The following is a 20941-nucleotide window of genomic DNA, read 5'->3' as shown; positions in this document are numbered from 1 at the left end:
GAGCAAACCGTCTGGTCCCGCGTTACCGGACGGCTCGCGCCGTTCCGCTACATTTGAAATCCCGCAGTAATTCAATCGGCGCTCGCCGAGGCTCCGGAAGCGGGAGATGCTTGTAATTCTCGGTCTCGAGGGACATCGAGTGATTTTGTGCTTTTCTTAGCGGAACGGCGCGAGCCGTCTGGTCCCGAGTCACCGGACGGCTCGCGCCGTTCCGCAATTTTTGGAATCCCGCAGTAATTAAATCAATGTCCCGAGAGACCGAGCTACGTGAGAAGCGGCGGTGTCGCGTTAGACCATTCACCAATGACGCGTATGGTTTCGGCTCGTTGGGAAAAACAGGGGATGCCCCTCCAACGCCGTTATTCTGATTTCGCCAAGCGCACAAGAAACCCTGGGGCACGAATAATCGCACCCCAGGGCTTCGAGCTCATTGCAATGTTGTCCCCCCGGACAATTCTTTGGACGATATCATCTTTACAGACGGAACCATCCAAATCTTGTCAGCCTTATGGTGGCTGACAAACCATTCACTGAGCCGAAGAATGACTCCGGCTCAATTTACGATTATCGCAGCAACGAAAGAACGTTCTGCGGGTTCTGGTTGGCGAGTGCAAGAACGTTCGTTCCCGATTGAACGAGGATCTGAGCACGAGTCAGGTTAGCCGATTCTTGAGCGAAGTCAGCGTCACGAATGGTGCTTTCCGCATCTTGCAGGTTCGCTTTGGTTTCGTTGAGCGAAACCAAGTTACTTTCGAGCGTCGTGGATTGGAACGAACCCAATCGACCACGCAACTGAGCAACCTTGCTGATGACTTCGTTGATCACGTCGGCGGCACCGGTAACATCGCTGGTCAAGCTCTTAGCTTGGCCGCTACCGAGTTCGTAGAGACGTCCCGACACGCCACCGAGTTGTCCGGTCGACACGCTGCCGATACCGAGACTCGCTTGTTGCTGGCTGTTCACACCAGGGCCGAGTTGGAACGTTGCACCGCCACCGGTGATGCTGAACGAGAAGTCAGTCGAACTGCCTTCGTCGACCGTCAACGATAGGTCGAGCGTTGCCGTATTGATCGAGAAACTGTTTCCTTTACCGCTTGCTTCAACACCATTGATGCTCGCCTTGATGTCGGTACCTGTTGCACGCGATGCTGAGAGACTCGTGGCGAATTCGCCATCGTCGCCTTCGCTGATCACGTCAACGTTGACGAGTGCTTTGCTACCGTAGTCGGTGCTGCTCAACGTCACACTGGTGGTTCCGTCAGCACTGACGCCAGTCGAGTCGCTGACCAGGTTGATAGCGGCTTTGATTTGAGCGACCGTGGTTCCGGCACCGAAGTTGAACGTTTCGGCACCATCGCTACCATTGAGTTGGAAGACCAGGTCATCTTTAAGACCAGCTTTGATAGCGGTCCCGGTTGCCTCGGCAGGGAGGTCACCAGTCGCCACGGTCAAGTCGCCAAATCCGGCGAGCGTGTCACCGGCGTCGTCAACGATCTCGGTGCTGAGGTCATCCAGTGCGTCGATCTTCGCCGCGATGTTGGTCAACGTGTTGTTCGACGTCGTCGTGCCCAGAGCGACGTTCAGCGTGTTGGTGTCCGCATCGAACGTTGCAACGACATCGGCGTCCGTACCGGCGGTGTAGTTGATCGTCAAATCGTCAAGGCCAGCGCCGGTGACCTTGAGTCCCACATCGGTACCATCGGCGGTGTTGGCAGATGCTGCGGCGTCACCGGACACAACCGTTCCGGTGCCGTCTCCGTCGCTGACCGCGACGATTCCTTCGATGCCGTTAAGTGCATCGAGAACGTCTTGAACGTCCGATGGGTTCGAGTCACCGTCAAATGTGATTTCAATTGCACCGGTGGTGTTTACCGCAGTTGCCGTCGCGGCGAGTGCGTTGTCCTCAGTGATCGTCACGCTGCTGAAATCAGCGTTGCCGGTGATCGTAACGGTTTCACCGCCGACCGTGATGTCGATGGTCTTCGTTGCGACGGCGCTGGTCGCATCGGGATCGACGTCAGCTGCGTTGAACGCGTCGCTGCTGATCTCAACGCTTGCCTGTTCCGCCGCCTGGGTGATGTCCACGCTCACATCGATCTTACCAGTCTTGCCGAGCTTGGCTTGGTCGATCGAAGCGTCTTTGACCGACGAAACACTGCCGAGCGTGCTGACGAAGTCTTGTGAACCGTCGAGCAGTTTACGACCTTGGAACGTCGTCGTCTGGGCGATCCGGTTGATTGCTTCGAGTGAGGAATCGATTTGAAGTTGGTTAGCCGCAATTTCGTCGTCACTCAGTGCACCCGAGTTACCGGCTTCGACCACGAGACCTTTGATATCGTTGAGCAAGTTGCTGACCTGGCCCAGGGCACTGTCAGCGGTGCTGATGATTTGGCTGGCACGTTGTGTGTTGCTGATCGACTTGGTCAAACCGGTGATTTCACTACGGAGAGCTTCACTGGCCAACAAACCTGCAGGATCGTCGCTACCGGAGTTGATTCGCAGACCGGTTGAAAGACGAGTCAGCGATGTTTGAAGGTCATTGTTGCTACTTTGAAGTCGGTTTTGCGCGACCAAAGACGAAACGTTGGTGTTGATACGAGTCATGTTGATAGTCCCAAGATGGGTTGATTGTTTTTATTTTTAGGTGGAACAACCCGGACCAACACTGTTTCGTGGCCGGACTGGAACGCCACACACGCAGGCACGACGTCCACCACAAACATGGGATGCGATCAAGGGCCGTGCGCAAAAAACACCAAGATTTTGCAATCGGCCCTACCACCCCCACCGCATGCAGACGGACCAATCGACACAACCCGATCATTTAGGAAATGAGTTAAGCCTCACCCCGCACACTGACGTGCCAGATGTGGCCCGCTCGATGCCATGAACACCAACTTATCGCTGATAAATGGGTAGGTAGTGGTAGCGGACACCCAGGCTGAGAATCGCCAATGTCGTCGCGTACACAATCCCGATGTTGCGTTCTTCACCCTCATAGCTGACCCAATGCCCCGCCCGGGTCTGCAATCGCAAAAGCAACTCAGCCGTCAGACGGGTTGCCGTATCCGCGGATTCCCCGCCGACTTGATGCATGCCTTGGGCATAGTAATACATGCCGTAGAAAAAGAACCGATCATTGTTCCGCGGAGGATGCTCAAGCAACCACTTCGACGCGCCAGTCACAAGCGGCGAATCGTACCGACCACAGGTTTGCATCGCGAGCAACCCGGCCGAGGTCATCGTAAAAGAGGGATGCCGTGTTCCAGGCGTGTAGGCAAACCCCCCCATCGATTCTCGTGGCACCCCGCGGTCATCCAACGGGGAAGTGTACGAGTTTTCCAAATAAGCGACCGCCTTGTCGATCGACTCAACGGGAACATCGAGCCCGTCGTTCTTCGCCGATCGCAATGCCATCACTTGCCATACCGACACGGACAGATCGGAATCTCTCGCGTCGGGCGTGTATCGCCAACCGCCTTGGAGGTTCGTCGGTTTATTCACCGCTTGCGACTTCAGGATCAACTTGATCGCGGCATCGAGTGCATCATGTATTCGCTCGTTCTGCTGGACGGACGATCCCATCCCCAGCACTTCGGTCAACATCAAGGTCGTGATGCCGTGACCGTACATTCGCGATCCGTCTTGCCTACCGAAATACCCGTCGGATTGGTTGCGAGGCCTCAGCACGTACTCGATCGCCCGATCCAACGCTCGACCACGAGGGGAATCCTCACCGGCGACGACACCGACCGAGGCGAATGCCATGATCGCCAATGATGTCATCGCGGTCGCCCGTCCCCGATCCGCAATCGATCCGTCTTCGTTTTGGTATCGCAACAACGCGTCGATCCCACGCTCAACCGCCCGATCGACGGCGTCTGGCACATACAGACTCTCGAGATCCTCCGCCCACGCCGTCGTCCCCATTGGCAGCGAAGCGACCGATCCCCATACCGCTCCCCCTCCGAACAACGAAAGCAACCGACGCCGATTCAAATCACGATTCATTGCCCACCCTCCGCATCGGATGAAGACGACTCCCGTCGCGCCGCCTCCGCGGCAATCGCCTGGAAGTACGCTTCGATCGCCGGTCGATACGTTAACGGAACCGCAGTCTTGCGATCTTGAATCACATCATTGCTCTTGCGTTGACGCAGATTCCCCCAATCTCCGTTGACGCGGTTCTGCTCGTCGATACTCAGATAACCGCCCTCTGGGATATTCATCGAATCTCCCGAATGCGTTCCAGGCGTTCCCTTCTGCTCTCCGGGTTTACCAGACTCTGCACCGGGGTCCGCCGAATCGCCGGACTCTTCTCCCGGTTGTCCCGACGGACTCGGATTGGGTTGCCCCGCAGACGCAATTTGACTGAGCCGTTGCTGACGAGACTCTGCAAGATTACGAGTGGCCTGTTCCGCAGTTCGAGAGAGTGTCGGTGAGGCTTGGCCAGCCGAGGCCGCAGAACTCGGTTGCCCCTCAGACGGTTCGCCCGCCTGTCCACTTTCACTTTCCGACCCCGCATCGCCTTGCTCTGCCGCTCCCTGTGACGATTTCCTATCGCCTGATTCACCAGTGGAGGATGATGACATCGGTCGGCCATAGAGTTCACGGTCGATTTCGTCGAGCGTTCGGGCGAGCTTCTCCGAGCGATCGGTTTCGGCGAGCGTTCCCTCATTTGTGGGCGTACCCGACGGCGAATCTTGGGACGCGGAGTTCGTCGAAGAGCCTCCAGAATCCTCGCCGGCCGAATCGTCGGCTGCCGAGGACATGACCCCGGCGAGACTCGCGATTGCTTCGGCCTGTTCGGCCAGCATTGCAGCCGCTTCTCCGAGCTGACTCCGAGCGGGCTGTTTCGGTGCAGGCCCCTCCTCCGATGTCGCTTCCCGGGCCGATGTACGTTCAAGGCTTTCAAGTGCTTCTTCCATAGAAGATTGGGCGATTTCATCGAGCTGGTCCGCGGCAGAACGCAGCCCCGTCGCGGCTTCCGAATTCCCCAACCGTTCCTCATGTCGTGCGGCGCGTTGGAGATCGCCCGCAGCCTGGGCGACCGCTTGGCGAGCTTGGTCTTGCTGCCGCGCGAGCGTCTTCGCAGATGCGGATGACGGCGATGGTTCGTCGCTCGGAATGGATTCCTCTTCGAGTTGTTGCAATCCTTCGCTCAACCGCACCATTTCGCGATCGGAAATTTCCGAAGCACGCGACAGCAACTCGGCGATCGGGTTCTCCGCTTCCATCGCTTTGACGGACTGCTTCTTCGCCGCGTTAGTCAGACGCTCGGCTTCGTCCATCGCTTCCGCTGCTGCCTCCCGACTTTGCTTGGCTGCGTCGACCGCTTTCGTCGCATCGTCGACGCGTTCACGACTCTCACGCACGTTTTGCTGAGCCCATTGCTGGTCAGGGTTGGCAGCGAGCTGATTCTCAGCTTGTCGTAGTCGGTTTTGAGCATCGCGTTGCTGGTTTTGGTTTTGCTGGATCCGTCGTCCCGCTTCGTCACGACGTTGCCGCCATTCCTGGGCATGTCTGTCGAGCGACTTAACCCATTCGTTCTGCGTCCGTCGCTGCAAATTCTCAGCATCCTTGGCCAGCTGCTTTCGTTGTTTGTCGTCCTCAACGATCCGTTCAGCAGATTGGCGTTTCGAGTTCCGCTGCAACTCGCTGGCTTCGTGGGCGGTTTCCGCAAGCGTGGAACGCAGCTGTTGCGATGCCGAACGAATCTCTTCCATCAACGCCTCATCGTGCTGAACTTGCTCAGCCGCCGCGGTCGCTTCCTGTAACCGTTGCCTCATTTCGCGAATCGAATCGCGAGCGTCAATGTCGTTGAGGCGGTGGCTCGCGGTTTCAGCCGCAGCGAGCCATTGATCGTTGACCGCGCTGGCCTGTGCGGCGAACGATCGAAGCTGACCCCGTCGCATTCTTTTCTCTTCGATGAATTCGGGATCAGATTTTTCCAATTCACCTTGCAGACGCCTCTCTTGTTCGGCCGCGGACCGGACCGCCTGTTCGATATCCGCAACTGATTTGTCAGAGATATCCGCAAGCGCCTCCTGCATCGGAGGATCGCGTCGCAGCTGTTCCTCCAATCGACGAAGCAGCTCTTCGGGACTCGTTTCGGCGAACTTGTTTTTCGCTTCCGCGTCACGGCGTGCGTCGTCGATCGCATCGGACGCCATGTCTTGATCCAATCCCTCTCGCAACGCCTCGCGAGTTTCCGACACGTCCTCACCGGCCTCGGCGGCATCAAAATGTGCGGCAGTCCGCTCAAGCGTTTCGGCAAGTTGATCGAGTTGTTCGGTGACGTCGGGAGGAGTCTCGGAATCGGGTGCCTGACGGATCGGCGCCGCGACCGCCTCCATCTGCTCTTGGATCTTCCGCAGTGCAGCGTCGGCATCACGGGCGAGTTCACGTTCCTTCGCCTCCGTCAAATCGGCTTCGTTGGCACGGTCGACCAAATTTTCCGCAACCCGATCAACCTTCTCCTGCAATTGGTCCAACCGCGGCGATTCCGGTTGAGCCTTGGCTTCGTCCGCAGCCGCCTGAGCTAATTCACCGGTCGTCGGCAACATCGCTCTTAATGTCGCACGTGCCTCCTCCATTGATCCTTCAATCGACGGCATCGCTCGACGAAAAACGTTCACCATCGCTTGCACCGGAGCGGATGCGGAAACAAACTCCTCACCACTGTATCGTCTTCGCAAAATCAATTCACGTGCCTGAGCGTAGTCCTCGTTCCACCGAGTCGACCGCAATTCGTCAAACAGGGGAGCATCGGGATGCAGATCTCGCAACTGTTGCAGCGGTGTTTCGCTGAACACCTGAAAGTGTTCCAAACGGATACCTTGCCGGATCGCGAGATCCGCAGCGTTGCGTCCGTGCCGCTCACGATCGACCATATCCTGCAATTGCCGAACCATCCGCATCGTCATCCCGCCCGACTCCAATACCGTCGCCGCACGGCCAATCCGTTCAAACAAGTCCTCTGCAGGCTCACCTTCGTAGGGAACAAACCCTTCCTGCGTGACATGTTCGATAACCCGGCCGACCAGCCGAAAATCAGCAGCGACTTTGACCAGCGAATCCGTCCGCACCTGTTCGCTAGACTCGGCACGCTCGAAGCGACGGATTAATTCTTCACGCCGGTCGTCATACTCGCGACGGCTCAGCATCTCGGTCGCTGCCGAAGCATCTATCTCGTTGGTATCGCCTTTGTCTTTCTCGCGGCGGACCCGTTCGCCGGCCTCAATCAGGTTACCCCCGGCAGCGACAAACGGTTTGATCGCGGAATGAATGTGCTGTTCATTGCGGCCCATCTCGCGAACCGCCCCGGCGATCGCGTTATAGGTATTGCCGTGGATCAACGAACCGACGTGATGTTGCGACATGTCGTCTCGCAACCTCTCCATTGCTTCATGAAACAAACTTTTGACATCGGGATTTCGCGACGACGTGAGATTCTCTTTGGCCTCCATCATTCGGTTGGTCGACTCATTCAAAAATCGCCGCAAATTCCGGAGGTGTTGCACCGCCACTTTTGGCAACTCGTCTTCAAGCCGATCAATCAAGGTTTCCAGTTCCTGAACCCGCTCAGCGAGTAACTCGGCTTGACCGGGCAAACGTTCGATCGGGATCGACGAGTCTTCACTTGCGAGCATATCCACATCCGCGCGGACCGCGTTCAGGTCATGCAATGTTGCGGCAGCCAACTCCACGGCGAGAAGCTCTGAAAACAATCCGCCGATCTGCTTGGCAACCCCTTCGCCCCGTCGCACCGATTCCATCACGTCCCGCAACACGACTTCCCGCTTGCGGCGCGGCACTCGCTCTCCCATCTCAGCGGCCAGACCCCACCGCGTGATTGAGGCTTCGAAATCGGCAAGTGTGTTCATCACGATGCGATCCATCAAAGACATGCGGTCAACCGCCATCGAATCGTTGCTTTGCGACATCATCTGATCGAGCGTCAGGGGCGGCCTGCCTTCGCTGTCTTCGCCCTGTTGTTGACTTAGCAAATTGGCACGACGCAACGCATTGGCGTCAAAACCCCCGGCCAACTCGAGCCAACGACTTTGCAACCGTGCTAGTTCGGTGGAATACACGTCGCTCGGAGGATCAATTGGCGAACCTTCAGTTTCTTTCGCCGCGCGGCTTGCTTCGCCGACACGCTCCCCCCATTCCTCCACATCGTTCCACCACTGGTTCACTCGTTCGGTAAACGACTGCAACTCGAACAACCGGTCATGGCGATGAGGATCGAAATTGTCGCCCCCGATATAAACGTGCAACCATTCCGATTCCCCTCGGTGGCCTGCTCGGTCAAGTGCGACCAACCGTGCTTTCAGCAGCGTTCCCGACGGCAATGCGTTCGCATGTGTGCCGGTGCCGTCAAGATCCATCATGTCCCAAACGATCTCGACTTCACTTTCGTTCACCGGCGGATCGATCGATGTCAATCGTTCCCGTACCGGTCCATCGTCGCGGATGTATTGCAGAACGTATCGATCCATCGGCAAATCATCTTCGATCCTCCCCGTGAGTTTCAACACTGCGGCTGAAGACGTGATCTGACGAATCGGCAGAGAGGGCGACCAAGCCGCGATCGGCGATTGATCGACGATGGGATCGATGGCGTTTCGTGGCAAAAACGGGTTATTGAGTTCGCTCTGCAAACTAATCGCATCTACCCGATAACTTCCCGGTGTCTTGATCGCGACGGGAAAGAGAAACCGCGTCGGATCGCCATCCACTTTCCGCATCGGAACCCGAGCATCCGTGGCCCCGTCGCCGAATGCGATCTCAGCCATACGGACCGGCTGGTCAAAAACAACCGTCACTTCCGCTCGCGTGCCGACGAGAGCCTTCAGATCACCGTGCTCTTCCAAAGTCACCACATCAGGCAACTTCGCGTAAGACGGAAACTGATATCGCTTCTCATACGAAACCACTCGAGGACGCGGCATCGGTGTCAGGGTATGCCATAACGTTTCCCCGTCGCCGGCCAGAACCCGGTAGTGCACCGGAGTCGTGTCGACTTGAACATTGGCCGCAAAGATTTCGGCGGCCCCCGTTTCGCGCGTTTTTCCGACGGCAACGTCACTGCTCTCCACCGAACCATTTTGTTGTCGCAGCGGATCTGCCGTTGCGTTGAGATTCGAGGATGATCGATCAAGACGATCACGCGGTGCCATCCGCTGCCGCCCTCCCCGTCCGTCATCGCTCCGCCACTGCAACTCAACGTCGCCGCCTCGCAATCGCCCGATCTCAACCATCACAGCGACCAAATCTCCCTCGGCAACACCGCGAGTGGGCGGCGTCGGCGAAACGATCGCGATTTTGGTAATCGATGCTCGTTCGATCGGGGCGATCGGAACAAACGCTCGCGCCAGCCTGCGGGGCAATTGCAACGATGGAATCGCACACAACAGTGTCACCACCAACACCGCTCCCACCGCCGTCAACAAGGACCGTCGCACCAATCCCCAAGGCAGCATCATGCGAACGTCGACCGCCGAAAGTTCCGCGGCAACCCCGGACTGCAGCTTCGAGCGAAATTCAACAGACCCGTTGGCCACCCGTGGGTCTTCGAGTTCAACCGCCGACAGCAATCGTTCTCGCAATCTCGGGGTCGCCGATTCCATGCCCCGGGCGATTGCCGCCCAATCGCGATGGCGAGATTGTCTGATCCCGCCAAACCAAGCGGCCAAAACCGCGGCGACATCCATCCCCACCGTCAACAGAATTCGGGCCGACGTCGTCAGCCGGAATAAATGATCTACCGCGACGAGCAGCAACATTCCAGCAACCAGTGTGATCACGCCGATCGCCACCCCACGACACAACTGCAATCTCGCCCGCCGGTTGGCAAACCGAATGATCGCCGTCTGTGTCTGCGGAAGCATCTCACTGCGCGCGGGCGGCTCAGGTACACCGGTGGATCGTGGCGGTTCGGTCAGCAACATGCCGCCGCTATCACTTTTCGAATATCCAAGTCCGCTCATACCAAGCCCACCTTTTTGCGAAACCACCATTCCGTCGCCAGCAATGCGATCATGATGACGAAGATCCACCACGTTTGCCAAAGCGGCGTGTCAGACTCGACGATCCGGCCGCTCGAAAGCGGCTTGAGTCGAGACAAAATGTCGTCGGCCGAGGACTCGTGAACATAAACGCCACCGCCGGCAGTCGCGATCCGTTGCAGAGTCGCTTCGTCGACCGAGACTCGATCCAGTTCACCGCGTCGAGGCGGCACCACCCAAAACGGCGTGGTCGCTTTGAGTGCCGCCGAGTCAAATCCGCTCGCCCGTACCCGAACCCGGTACTCGCCCTCAGGCAAGGCATCCGTTTGGCCGACATACGTGCGTCGCTGCGGGTCGTCGAGCCGTAGCGGGATCGACGCGACCACATGATCGTCCTTCAACACCAACGCGTCCACCGTCGATGACGTTACTGCGTCTCCTTCGAGCCCCATCGAATGCAACAACCGAACACGAATCGTTGCCGATTGTCCGACACGGTAGTCGATCTTGTCAGTGCCGATGGCGACGAACTCGTCACGAACCGCATACGGCGGCTGCATCGCCGCGGTCATCAATTGATTCCAAAACCGGCTATGCAATTTGCTCTCAACCTTATACCGCCAACGCCACGTTTGATCGGATGCCAAATAGAAAACGCGTCCGGCGCCAAAGAGCCGTGTAACCAACCAAGGCGAACGTTCCCCCGCACCATCCACCGCCTCCGCCCAGACCTCTGCATCGGGCTGCGGGGTAACCGACGTCATCGACGTTGGAGCCCGTAGGTGTTTCCAAATCTCGACCGATTCCCCCGATTCTCCACCGCCCAACTGCCCCTCGCCGCCAACGTCCAATAACATCACCGGATTCGAGCGTCCCATATCGGTTGGCTCGATCCAGCGGATGTCTGAACGGCGGGCATCTGTTTCATTGAATTGAACCGGCAACAGCGCCGCCATCCTCGCCTCTCGCGTTGCGTTGGCCTCGTTAGGAACTCGTGGCGGGTAAGCACTCGACGGAGTGGCCTGCTTTGCCTGGACACTCAACAACTCAGCAACCCGCCCATAACGACCATCCACAACGATCAGTCCACCGCCTCCCGCAACAAACTCCGACAACCGCGACGCATCTGCCCAGGTCCATTGATCCGGAGGAATCTCACCAAGAATCACCGCGTCGTACCGCGACCACGCCCTCGCCGAGCCCGGCAATTCACCAAAATCCTCGCCTCGTTTTACAACCGGCGAATCAGTCCCACGTCCAAACAAAACCGTATCGACCGCCCATGCGGGATCGCGAGAAAACAGATTGCGAAGGTACCGAACCTCCCAACGCGCTGAACCATCGAGAATCAATAACCGCCGTTCCCGCGACGCCGCAGCCACGCGAAACGCCATCGAATCGTTCGCCGCGTTCACCGAGAGCCGATCTTCGTCTGATTCAATCGAGCCCGCGGCGTCCTCTCCCACGACGTCGTCAATCGAAACGCTCGCGGTCAGCGACAATGCCACGCTATCCCGGTCAACGCCACGCACGTCATTTAAAGTCGCCCGTTCCATTAAGGATTCGACGGCAAAATCAAAATCAACGGGAGTCTTACCGTCTCCTTTGATCGCGAAAGTATCCGTCCAAACGACTGCATTCTCGCTGCGAATTTCCACCCTCGCGGTCCGCTGTTCGTGCCCGTAATGTTTCACCCACACGCGGCCCGCCAAGCGACCGTCATCGGCCACCCGTTCGGGCACGTCGACATCAATCACGCCAACGTCAGGCGACTCTTCCACGCTGCCCATTCCGACCGTGTGCACCTGCCACCCCGCGTCCGCCAACTGAGTCGCGAGTTCCGCCGCATCGCTCCTGCCTGCCGAATCTCGACCATCGGAAAACAAAACCACGACCCGCGACGCAACATCTTCTGAGTCCCCAGCATCGCTTTCGCGATCCGCATCGACGCTGGCGCGAACGCTTTCGGATACCAAACTCAGCGGTGAACTCAAATCAGTCTGCAGCCCATCGGCTTGCTCGAGCAATTCGCTCGATCGCGTACTCTCGTCGTTCGGCTTGTTCTCCGATTCGCCAGAACTCTCAAACGCGGAATCCGCCATCTCCGAACTCCACGCCACTCGCGATCGTTCATCAAACGCCACGACGTCCATCAGATGCGTTTCGCGGAGTTGCTCGATCCATCCGTCGTCACGATCTCTTCCGAACAACAGATCCGTGGCCCGCCGTAAACGGTTCGCGTTCATTCCCGATTGAGAGTCCTGCTGTCCCATGCTTTGCGACCGGTCAACCGCCCACACGATCTTCGCCGGGTTCCCGACCACCTGCCGGTGATGCCACACCGGACCCGCCAACAGCAGACACGCCAAGACTACCGCTGTCCCACGCATGGCGGGTAACAGCCATGACCATGGCGAACCGATCGATGCCGTCTCACGCAGATACAGCCACATCACCACAAACGCAACCGTCAACGACGCCGCCACGATCACCCACGCGGGCCAGTCCGTCGAGAAACGCAGGCCCCCGAGACACGCGACCTCATCCCAACGATGCGATGACGGAACGTTCACGAAACGGCCCCCGCATTCGCACCAGCGAACCGATTGGCAGACTTCGTCACTCCGAGCTGCTGCCACAATATTTCAGTGACCATGATCGCCAGCAACAGCCACAGCAACGGACGCCATACTTCGGTTCCAAATCGCTGATGCTGGGCTGCCGCAACGAGTCCCCCGGCATCCTCATAACGATTCGCCTTCAACCGCTCGACGCACTCCGCGAGCAACTCCGGTGCGGCACGGCGCAATTCCGACTCGGCGGCTGGGACCTCGACGACTCGCACGTTTACAAATGATCCTGCTGGCGCTTCCGCGTCATCCGCATCGAACATTTCCATCTCGGCAGTCGGTTTGATACCGAATCGATAAGCCCCGACCCGATTGGTATTTCGATAAACGAGTGGTTTTTCCGCCGACGTCGATAACGACCGTGTGCTGCCATCAGGCGTGGTCACCTGCCATACCGAAGCTTGCCCGCTCGCAACCCATTCTCGATCAGGACGGACGATCATCGGCGTTCCTGGGGCAATATTCCCTTGCCGGTTGTCGCCGACCATTTCGAGTACCAACTGCTGTAGCATCGGCAAAAACACTGGCCGCAACGGCAAATTGGACCATGCCGTATCGCAGGGGAACGCGAACTGAACCACCCGACCTTGGTGAACGGTTAGCCCATCAACCACCTCGTCCGAATCGTCCGCCGGGACTTTGCCCGTTTCATCGCCATCGGATTCCTGCATGTACCAATGCGTCACCGCGAGCGGCTCGCCCGCCTCCGTTCTCAGCAGCACCGACGCCGCATCTGACTTGGCCACTAATTCGCGACGGCGACCGATCGCCACCGAATCGAACAACGAATCTTCGTCACTCCCGAGCGCCCGCCAAGCCCCGACTCTTGCTCCCGGTGGTTCGATCCGAAACGGTTTCGTCTCCGCATCTCGAATACCCTTCATCGCCGCGGGTAACCAGTCGCAGTCACTCCATGCGTCGGCATCGACACGGTCACCGTCAAAAAACAACACGTGTCCCCCGGCAGCGAGATAGCGATCCACCGGATCATCGTCCGCCTTCTCTCCCACACGAGTCTTTGATTGATACGACGGCGGCCGAGCGACGTTCGCGAACACGATCAGATCAGGAAAGTCTTCGGCGAGTTTGGATGTTGCTCGAGCGTCCTGTTTTCCTTTCGCCTGGTTCGCAGAAACCAGATTCAGGTTCAAACTCCCTAGTTCGCTATCCAGTGACTTGGTCGTCAATACTTTCGTCGATACCACATCGCGTTGTCGCGGGTCGACGACCGACTCCGCCGCTCGACTGCCGCGCCGCGGATCCTGTGTGGTCGATCGAAACGCAAACGGGCTTAATGCAACTTTCAAAAAGTCCGTTTCGCTCTGGAGCGGTTGTATCGAGGGATCCCCATCGACCAACCAAACTCGGATCGGATGTAGAACATCGATCGCGTATTCACGTCGATTGTCCGCGGCGATCACATCGGTGTGTTCGATCGCCAGCCCCACGCTCGCCCCGCCGGGGGTGTCGAAATTCGTTTGCCATTTCAAACTCACCGTTCCGCGTGGCTCAATCGCCACAATTTCGGAATTGAAAGTCCGCCCATCCACCATCCAATTCGCCCGCAGGTTGGTGACGGGCAGATCAGAATCATTACGAATCGTGGCCTCGATCGGTACGTCATGGCCGACAAGAATCGCGGGCACGTCAACCCGCACCGATTCCACAACCACATTCGCCATCGAAGCGGTCTCGTCATCCGTTTCTCCGACATCTAAAAAATCCACTTGCGGCCGCGGGTCAAACTGGGCAAACCGTTCCTCGATCGAATCGATCGCCCCGAGAATCGACGACGACGTTGGTTCACCATCGGATACGTCATGACCACCATTGCGACGCAGCGTGTTGTCTTGAAAATCCGAAACGACCACGATCCTGCGATACGGATTCGATGCTTGCCGACATGCCGATGCAGCCGACCGCAACGTCGCCGCCAAATCCATCGCTCCACCGTCGAAGCGTAGCTCCTTGAGTTTCGCCTTGGCATCGACCGCTGAACCGATCGATACCGGGGCCGACAATTCGCTGGCCGGAATCAAGATCACTTCATCGCCACGTGACATCGAATCGAGCAACTCGATCACGCCGTCGACAGCGCGCGTCGATCGCATTCCCGCGGACATCGATCGACTGTCGTCAACCATCACGACCAAGGACACGGGTTGTTTACCTGCTAACGATTGCACCGACGAGATCAACGGCCGGGCCATCGCAAGCGCCAGCAAGATTGGGATCGCACATCGCAGAGCCAGCAAGATCCATTGGTGCCATTGCATCCGTCGACGGTTGGCACGCACGACGTCCTGCAACAAAAACATCGCTCCCCAATCCATCGATCGATAGCGACTGCGAAACAAAAGATGGATCACGAGCGGCACGACAAACGCCGCCGCACCGAGAGCCATGATCCCGTTGACGAAAGTCATTCTCGCGTTCCCGGATTCGCGATCACCTTCGAAACCGTTGCCGAACCCGACACCGGCCCCGCTTGACGCATCGCGACGAAACGGGACAAGCAATCGACCAACGGCAAGTCTGTCGTGATCAACAGATGATCCACGCGGTTGCGACGACACGCGGCCGCGATCATCGCGTTATGCCTTGAGAGCGATTCGAGGTACCGCGTGCGAATCTGGCGAGCATCAATCACCTCACGCTGAGTCTCGGCTTCGAGATCGCGAAACTCGATCCGATCGGTGAACGGAAAATCAACCTCATCGGGATCGAGCACTTGCAGAAAGATCACGTCCTGCCGCTCGGCGCGGAGCAACGTCAACGATCGCCCAAGCGACTCCACGTCTCCAAACCCGTCCGAGATCAAAACCACCAAACCACGCCTCGGCAGCTTCACCGCCGCCTGACGCAGCACCGTCCCCAAGTCCGTTTCTCCGCCACGCTGATCGTTTGCCAACGTGGTTAAAATTGCGTTCAAATGCGATGGCAACATCCGCGGCGGCACAAAACCACGCACCCGAGAATCAAACGTCATCAGACCGACGGAGTCTTGACTCGATAACAAGAGGTACGACAACGCTGCCGCCAAACCACTGGCGTATTCCTGTTTGGTTCCCTCCCACCACGAAGGCGGCGGAACGACAGCGGTCGGACTTGCGGAGGTTTTTCCAGATGACTTCGTTGAAACCGCTTCGCGGGTCAGTGATCGCGCCCGGTCACCGCCGTACGCCATGCTGCCACTGTGGTCAACCAATAACATGCACCGCAAATTGGTCTCTTCTTCAAACTCGCGGATGTACAGTCGGTCACTCTTACCGAACGCTTTCCAGTCGATGTTTCGAAGCTCGTCGCCGGGCACGTAAGGTCGGTGCTCTTTAAACTCAACACTTGAACCCTTGTTGGGCGAACGATGCCGACCCGCAGCCAATCCCTCCACCGCCCCACGAGCGACCAATCTCAATGTTTCGATGCGAGACACATCGCGGGCGCGAAATAAATCGGCAAGACGCATCAGGCGAAGTTCCAAAACGGGCGGGGAGATGGGAGGCCGTTTCATTTTAGCCGCTCGATAGTTCGCCGTCATGCTTTCGCAGTCACAGAATCCATGCGAACGCCTAGAAACTCAAGCGTGGAAACACGTGCCGCCTCGTCTCTCCCGACGTCGAAAACTGCCCGGATCACATCGAATGCGCCGAACCTTGAATCCGCATCCTTCGTAGCCACGCTGCCTCGCCAAGCGAGCCTGCCTCCCTCCGCTGGCGAAACCCCCACCGTGGATTGCAAACATCACTCGCGACGACGCGGTACAATCCACACAGTGCCCATTCGCCCCGGCCATTCCCACTGCTCTTCCGAAGGAACCTCTCATGTCACTCCAAAACTGGTTATCGCGGCCCCTGAGTTCAGCGAAGGCAAGGCAGAACGCAATCGACAATTCGTCAACCGACAGCCCTTTCGCATCAGCTTTGCTGGCTTCGTCCCGTTTCTGCATCGTGATCACGATGCTGGCCTACACCGTCGCCATGACGGGCTGTGCCAAGACCGCGCCGCCTGTCGAAACGCCCGCCGCAGACCATGATCACGATCATGACGACGATGGGCACGACCATGAGCATGATGATCACGATCACGATCATGACGGACATGATCATGATCACGACCATGCCGATATCGACGTCGATTCACTGATGCCGATCGACGCCCCCGACGGTCCCGAATCGCTTTCCGCAGGGATCGACCAACTGGTTTCGATGCGTGATACGATCGCCAAAGGTTTCGCCGACGATGACGTCGATTCCATCCACGATCAACTGCACTCGGTCGGCGGACTTCTCGAGCACCTCGAAGAAATGACGAAATCGAGCGATCTGCCCGACGACGCGAAAGAGCAAGCTGCCGACGCGATTGATTCGCTCTTTGACGCCTTCGGCGACGTCGACGCGAAACTCCACGGCGACACCGGAGCCGAATACTCCGACGTTTCCGACAAAATCGACTCAGCGGTCAAGACGCTCTCAGAGCTTGAATTGCCGCAATCCTGAGTTCCGAGCACCGAGCCTAAACGGCTAACCCCAAAACAGCGAAACAGGGAGCGTCTGATCCAATCATCAGACGCGATGGGGCTCCCCTTGCGCCGGCCGTCTGGAAAACGCCCCTGTCGCGTGTCAATGGAATGCCGTTCGTCGACTGATTCGGGCGCACGCTCGGGCGAACGACACCTCTAATGCTGAAAATTGCCACCCTAACCCGCTCCGCCGACTTCCCAGCGGGGGCAATCATTCGCTACCCTAGCCGCTACTCTCCCCACCTTGCCTCACGTATAGATTTGCTAGATGACTGATCTTTCCGGTTCCGTCGACTCGTCCAATTCCGTCCGTCCGATTCGCAAACTGTTGGTGGCCAACCGCAGCGAAATCGCGACCCGCGTTTTCCGATCCGCCACTGAATTGGGGATCCGTACCGTTGCGATCTATTCACACGAAGACCGCTACGCGTTGCACCGCTTCAAAGCAGACGAGGCGTACCAAATCGGCGAGGCCGGTGAACCGATCCGCTCCTACCTCAACATCCCCGCGATCGTTGCGATCTGCAAAAAGCACGACGTCGACGCGGTCCACCCGGGCTACGGATTCCTTTCGGAAAACCCCGATTTCGCCGCCGCACTCGACGCCGCCGGGGTGCTGTTCGTCGGTCCAAGTGAACGTTCGCTGCGTGATCTCGGTGACAAAACCAGCGCCAGAAAACTAGCCGAAGTCGCCGGCGTCCGTGTGCTCGGCGGAACCGCCGAATCGGTCACATCGTTCGGTGAAGCCGAAGCGGCCGCTGAAAAACTCGGCTATCCGATCATCCTCAAAGCGGCCAAGGGTGGTGGCGGCCGCGGCATGCGTGTCGTGCTCAAGCCCGAAGAGCTTGCCGGGGCACTCGACTCCGCCCAACGCGAAGCCAAAACGGCGTTCGGCAGCGACGAAGTCTTCCTCGAAAAATTTGTCCAACGGGCTCGCCACCTCGAAGTCCAACTGCTCGGCGATCGTCACGGAAACCTCGTCCACCTTTATGAGCGTGACTGCAGCGTCCAGCGACGACACCAGAAAGTCGTCGAGCTCGCGCCGGCCCCCAACCTGTCACCCCAAATGCGTGACGAACTCTGCGAGTCAGCCCTCAAAATCGGACGCGCCGTCGGTGGCGGGAAAGGCTACGAAAACGCCGGAACGGTCGAGTTCCTGCTCGACGTCGACGAAAACAAGTTCTATTTCATCGAAGTCAATCCGCGGATCCAAGTCGAACACACCGTTACCGAGGAAGTCACCGGGATCGACATCGTCAGCAGCCAGATCCTGGTCGCGCAAGGGCACCCGCTCGGCAGCGACAAGGTCGGCCTCGGATCGCAGGACGCCATTCGCACGAACGGCTTCGCGATGCAGTGCCGCGTGACGACCGAAGACCCCGCCTCGGATTTCCGCCCTGACTATGGCCGGATCAGCCACTATCGCAGTGCCGCAGGCTTGGGCATTCGACTCGATGCTGGCAGTGCGTACAGCGGTGCGGTGGTGAACCCGTTCTACGACTCGATGCTAGTAAAAGTCACCGCGCGGGCTCCAACGCTGGAAGCCGCTGCGTCACGGATGGATCGTGTTTTGCAGGAATTTCGCATCCGCGGCGTCAAGACGAACATCCCTTTCCTGCTCAAACTCGTCAATCATCCGACGTTCCTGGCCGGTGAAGCCACGACACGCTTGATCGACACGACGCCCGAACTGTTCCGCTTGCCCCGCCGTCGTGACCGCGCGACCAAACTGTTGACCTTCTTGGCCGAAACGATTGTCAACGGCAACCCGCTTGTTGCCGGTCGTCCGCCTGCCACGCGATCGCTGCCCGCACCGGTCCCCGAATACCCGCTCCTCGCGCAACCCCCGCGCGGCACCGCCGACATCTTCCGTGAAGAAGGCATCGACGGACTCACCCGCTGGATCGGGGAACAGAAAGGGCTCTTGCTCACCGACACAACGATGCGTGACGCGCACCAGTCGCTGCTCGCCACTCGCGTTCGTACGTACGACATGCTGAGGATCGCCCCCGCCTACGCGCACCTCGCCCCCCAACTGTTCTCCTTGGAGATGTGGGGCGGTGCGACGTTCGATACCAGCATGCGGTTTCTTAAGGAATCGCCATGGCAACGGCTCGCCGACCTCCGCGCGGCCGTTCCGAACGTGCTCACACAGATGCTGCTCCGGGCCAGTAACGCGGTCGGCTACACGAATTACCCCGACAACGTTGTACGCCTGTTCGTCCGCGAAGCCGTTCAAGCGGGTATGGACATTTTCCGGGTGTTTGACGCGTTGAACTGGGAAGAAAACATGCGGGTCGCGATGGACGCCGTGCTCGCCGAGGGAGGCATCTGCGAAGCATCCATTTGTTACACCGGAGATTTGCAGAACCCCGGCCGCAAAAAGTACGACTTGAAGTATTATGTCAACCTCGCCAAAAAACTCGAGACCGGTGGCGCCCACCTGCTCGCCATCAAGGACATGGCTGGGCTACTCAAACCCAAAGCCGCCGTCACCCTGATCCGCGCCCTGCGTGAAGAGATCGGCATCCCGATCCACTTGCACACCCACGACACCGCCGGCATCCAAGCCGCCACGGTACTCGCCGCTGCCGATGAAGGCCTTCAAATTGCGGACGCCGCGCTCGCGCCGCTGTCGGGCGGCACCAGCCAAGTGAACATGAACACGCTCGTCGAAGCTCTCCGCTTCACCGATCGAGAATCGGACCTGAGCAGCGACGCGTTGACCGAACTGGCCACCTATTGGCAGGCCGCCCGCGAATTTTACCGTCCTTTCGAAAGCGACGTGCTGCCCGCCACCGGCGACCTTTACGATCACGAGATGCCTGGTGGACAGTACACCAATTTGTATCAACAAGCCCGCGCGCTGGGTCTGTCTGATCAATGGCCTGCCGTTTGCCGTGCCTACGCGGAAGTCAACCAACTCTTTGGCGACATCGTCAAAGTCACACCGACCAGTAAAGCCGTTGGTGACATGGCGTTGTTCCTCGTCGCCAATGAAATGTCGGCGCAGGAAGTTCTCACCAGCGACAAACAACTCGCGTTTCCTGCCAGCGTTCTGGATTTGATCGGCGGACGCATGGGCCAACCGCCGGGTGGGTTCCCCGAAGAAGTCACCAAAATCATCCTGGCTGGCGAAAAACCTGTCTTGGTCCGCCCCGGTTCCATGATGGAACCCGCTGACATCGACGAAGCCCGCAACAAAGCGGCCGCGATGACGAAGGAGAAAACGAATGACCGCGATGCCGTGACGTACCTGCTCTATCCGAAAGTGTTCGAAGAGTTCGCCGCTCACCGAGAGACCTACGGCGACGTCGCACCGCTGCCAACGCCGAACTTCCTCTACGGACAAGAACCGGGTGATGAAATCGCCGTCGACATCGAACCCGGCAAACGATTGATCGTCAGATACTTGGCCGTCGGACAACCACACCCCGATGGTTCTCGGACCGTGTTCTTTGAACTTAACGGACAACCACGGGAAGTCTCCGTTGTCGACCGATCACTCAATATCGAAGTCAAAGCGGCGATGAAAGCCGACCCCGATGATCCGTCCCACGTCGCCGCATCCATGCCCGGCATGGTGATCACCGTCGCTGTCGCCGAAGGTGATAAGGTCAAAGCGGGCCAGAAACTACTTGTTCTTGAAGCGATGAAGATGGAGACGACGATCAACGCGTCCGCAAACGGGACCGTCGAAAAAATCCACACGCCGCCAGGAACCCAAGTCGAAGCCGGCGATCTCCTCGCTGTGGTCCACTAAAACGGCGGTGCCGTAC

The 20941-nt window shown here is 58.4% G+C and carries 8 protein-coding genes; 2 read left to right on the top strand and 6 right to left on the bottom strand.

Annotated elements, in window-relative coordinates; genetic code table 11:
• Nucleotides 1–564: 564 nt before the first annotated feature.
• From NB063_RS30930 to NB063_RS30905, 6 genes are all read right to left on the bottom strand, one after another.
• Nucleotides 565–2604 (bottom strand): flagellin N-terminal helical domain-containing protein, encoded by a 2040-nt coding sequence (locus NB063_RS30930; protein WP_250933504.1) that lies wholly within the window; start codon nt 2602–2604, stop codon nt 565–567.
• A gap of 294 nt (nt 2605–2898) precedes the next feature.
• Entirely contained in the window at nt 2899–4011 is a 1113-nt protein-coding gene (locus NB063_RS30925; protein ID WP_250933502.1) for a prenyltransferase/squalene oxidase repeat-containing protein, read from the bottom strand.
• Complete coding sequence (locus tag NB063_RS30920) at nt 4008–9995, bottom strand: hypothetical protein (RefSeq protein WP_250933500.1); 5988 nt, start codon at nt 9993–9995, stop codon at nt 4008–4010. Before NB063_RS30920 ends, NB063_RS30925 begins: the two co-directional genes overlap by 4 nt.
• Nucleotides 9992–12586 (bottom strand): vWA domain-containing protein, encoded by a 2595-nt coding sequence (locus NB063_RS30915; RefSeq protein ID WP_250933498.1) that lies wholly within the window; start codon nt 12584–12586, stop codon nt 9992–9994. The genes NB063_RS30920 and NB063_RS30915 overlap by 4 nt, the downstream gene beginning before the upstream one ends.
• Nucleotides 12583–15069 carry a BatA domain-containing protein gene (locus tag NB063_RS30910; RefSeq protein ID WP_250933495.1) on the bottom strand — a complete coding sequence of 829 codons (2487 nt, stop codon included), beginning with the start codon at nt 15067–15069 and terminating at the stop codon, nt 12583–12585. Before NB063_RS30910 ends, NB063_RS30915 begins: the two co-directional genes overlap by 4 nt.
• On the bottom strand, nt 15066–16109 hold the full coding sequence (locus tag NB063_RS30905; protein ID WP_250933507.1) for a DUF58 domain-containing protein: 1044 nt from the start codon (nt 16107–16109) through the stop codon (nt 15066–15068). The genes NB063_RS30910 and NB063_RS30905 overlap by 4 nt, the downstream gene beginning before the upstream one ends.
• A gap of 355 nt (nt 16110–16464) precedes the next feature.
• Between NB063_RS30905 and NB063_RS30900 the strand changes: the two genes are divergently transcribed.
• Together NB063_RS30900 and NB063_RS30895 are read left to right on the top strand one after the other, a co-directional pair.
• Nucleotides 16465–17139, top strand: coding sequence for a hypothetical protein (locus tag NB063_RS30900; RefSeq protein WP_250933493.1), 675 nt, complete (start codon nt 16465–16467; stop codon nt 17137–17139).
• 291 nt (nt 17140–17430) lie between these two features.
• Nucleotides 17431–20925 (top strand): pyruvate carboxylase, encoded by a 3495-nt coding sequence (locus tag NB063_RS30895; RefSeq protein WP_250933491.1) that lies wholly within the window; start codon nt 17431–17433, stop codon nt 20923–20925.
• The last annotated feature ends 16 nt before the right edge of the window (nt 20926–20941 follow it).

This window comes from Aporhodopirellula aestuarii (assembly GCF_023701485.1).
Lineage (GTDB): Bacteria > Planctomycetota > Planctomycetia > Pirellulales > Pirellulaceae > Rhodopirellula > Rhodopirellula aestuarii.
The sequence above is the reverse complement of the archived record's forward strand: the minus strand, read 5'-3'. Positions and strand labels throughout refer to the sequence as shown.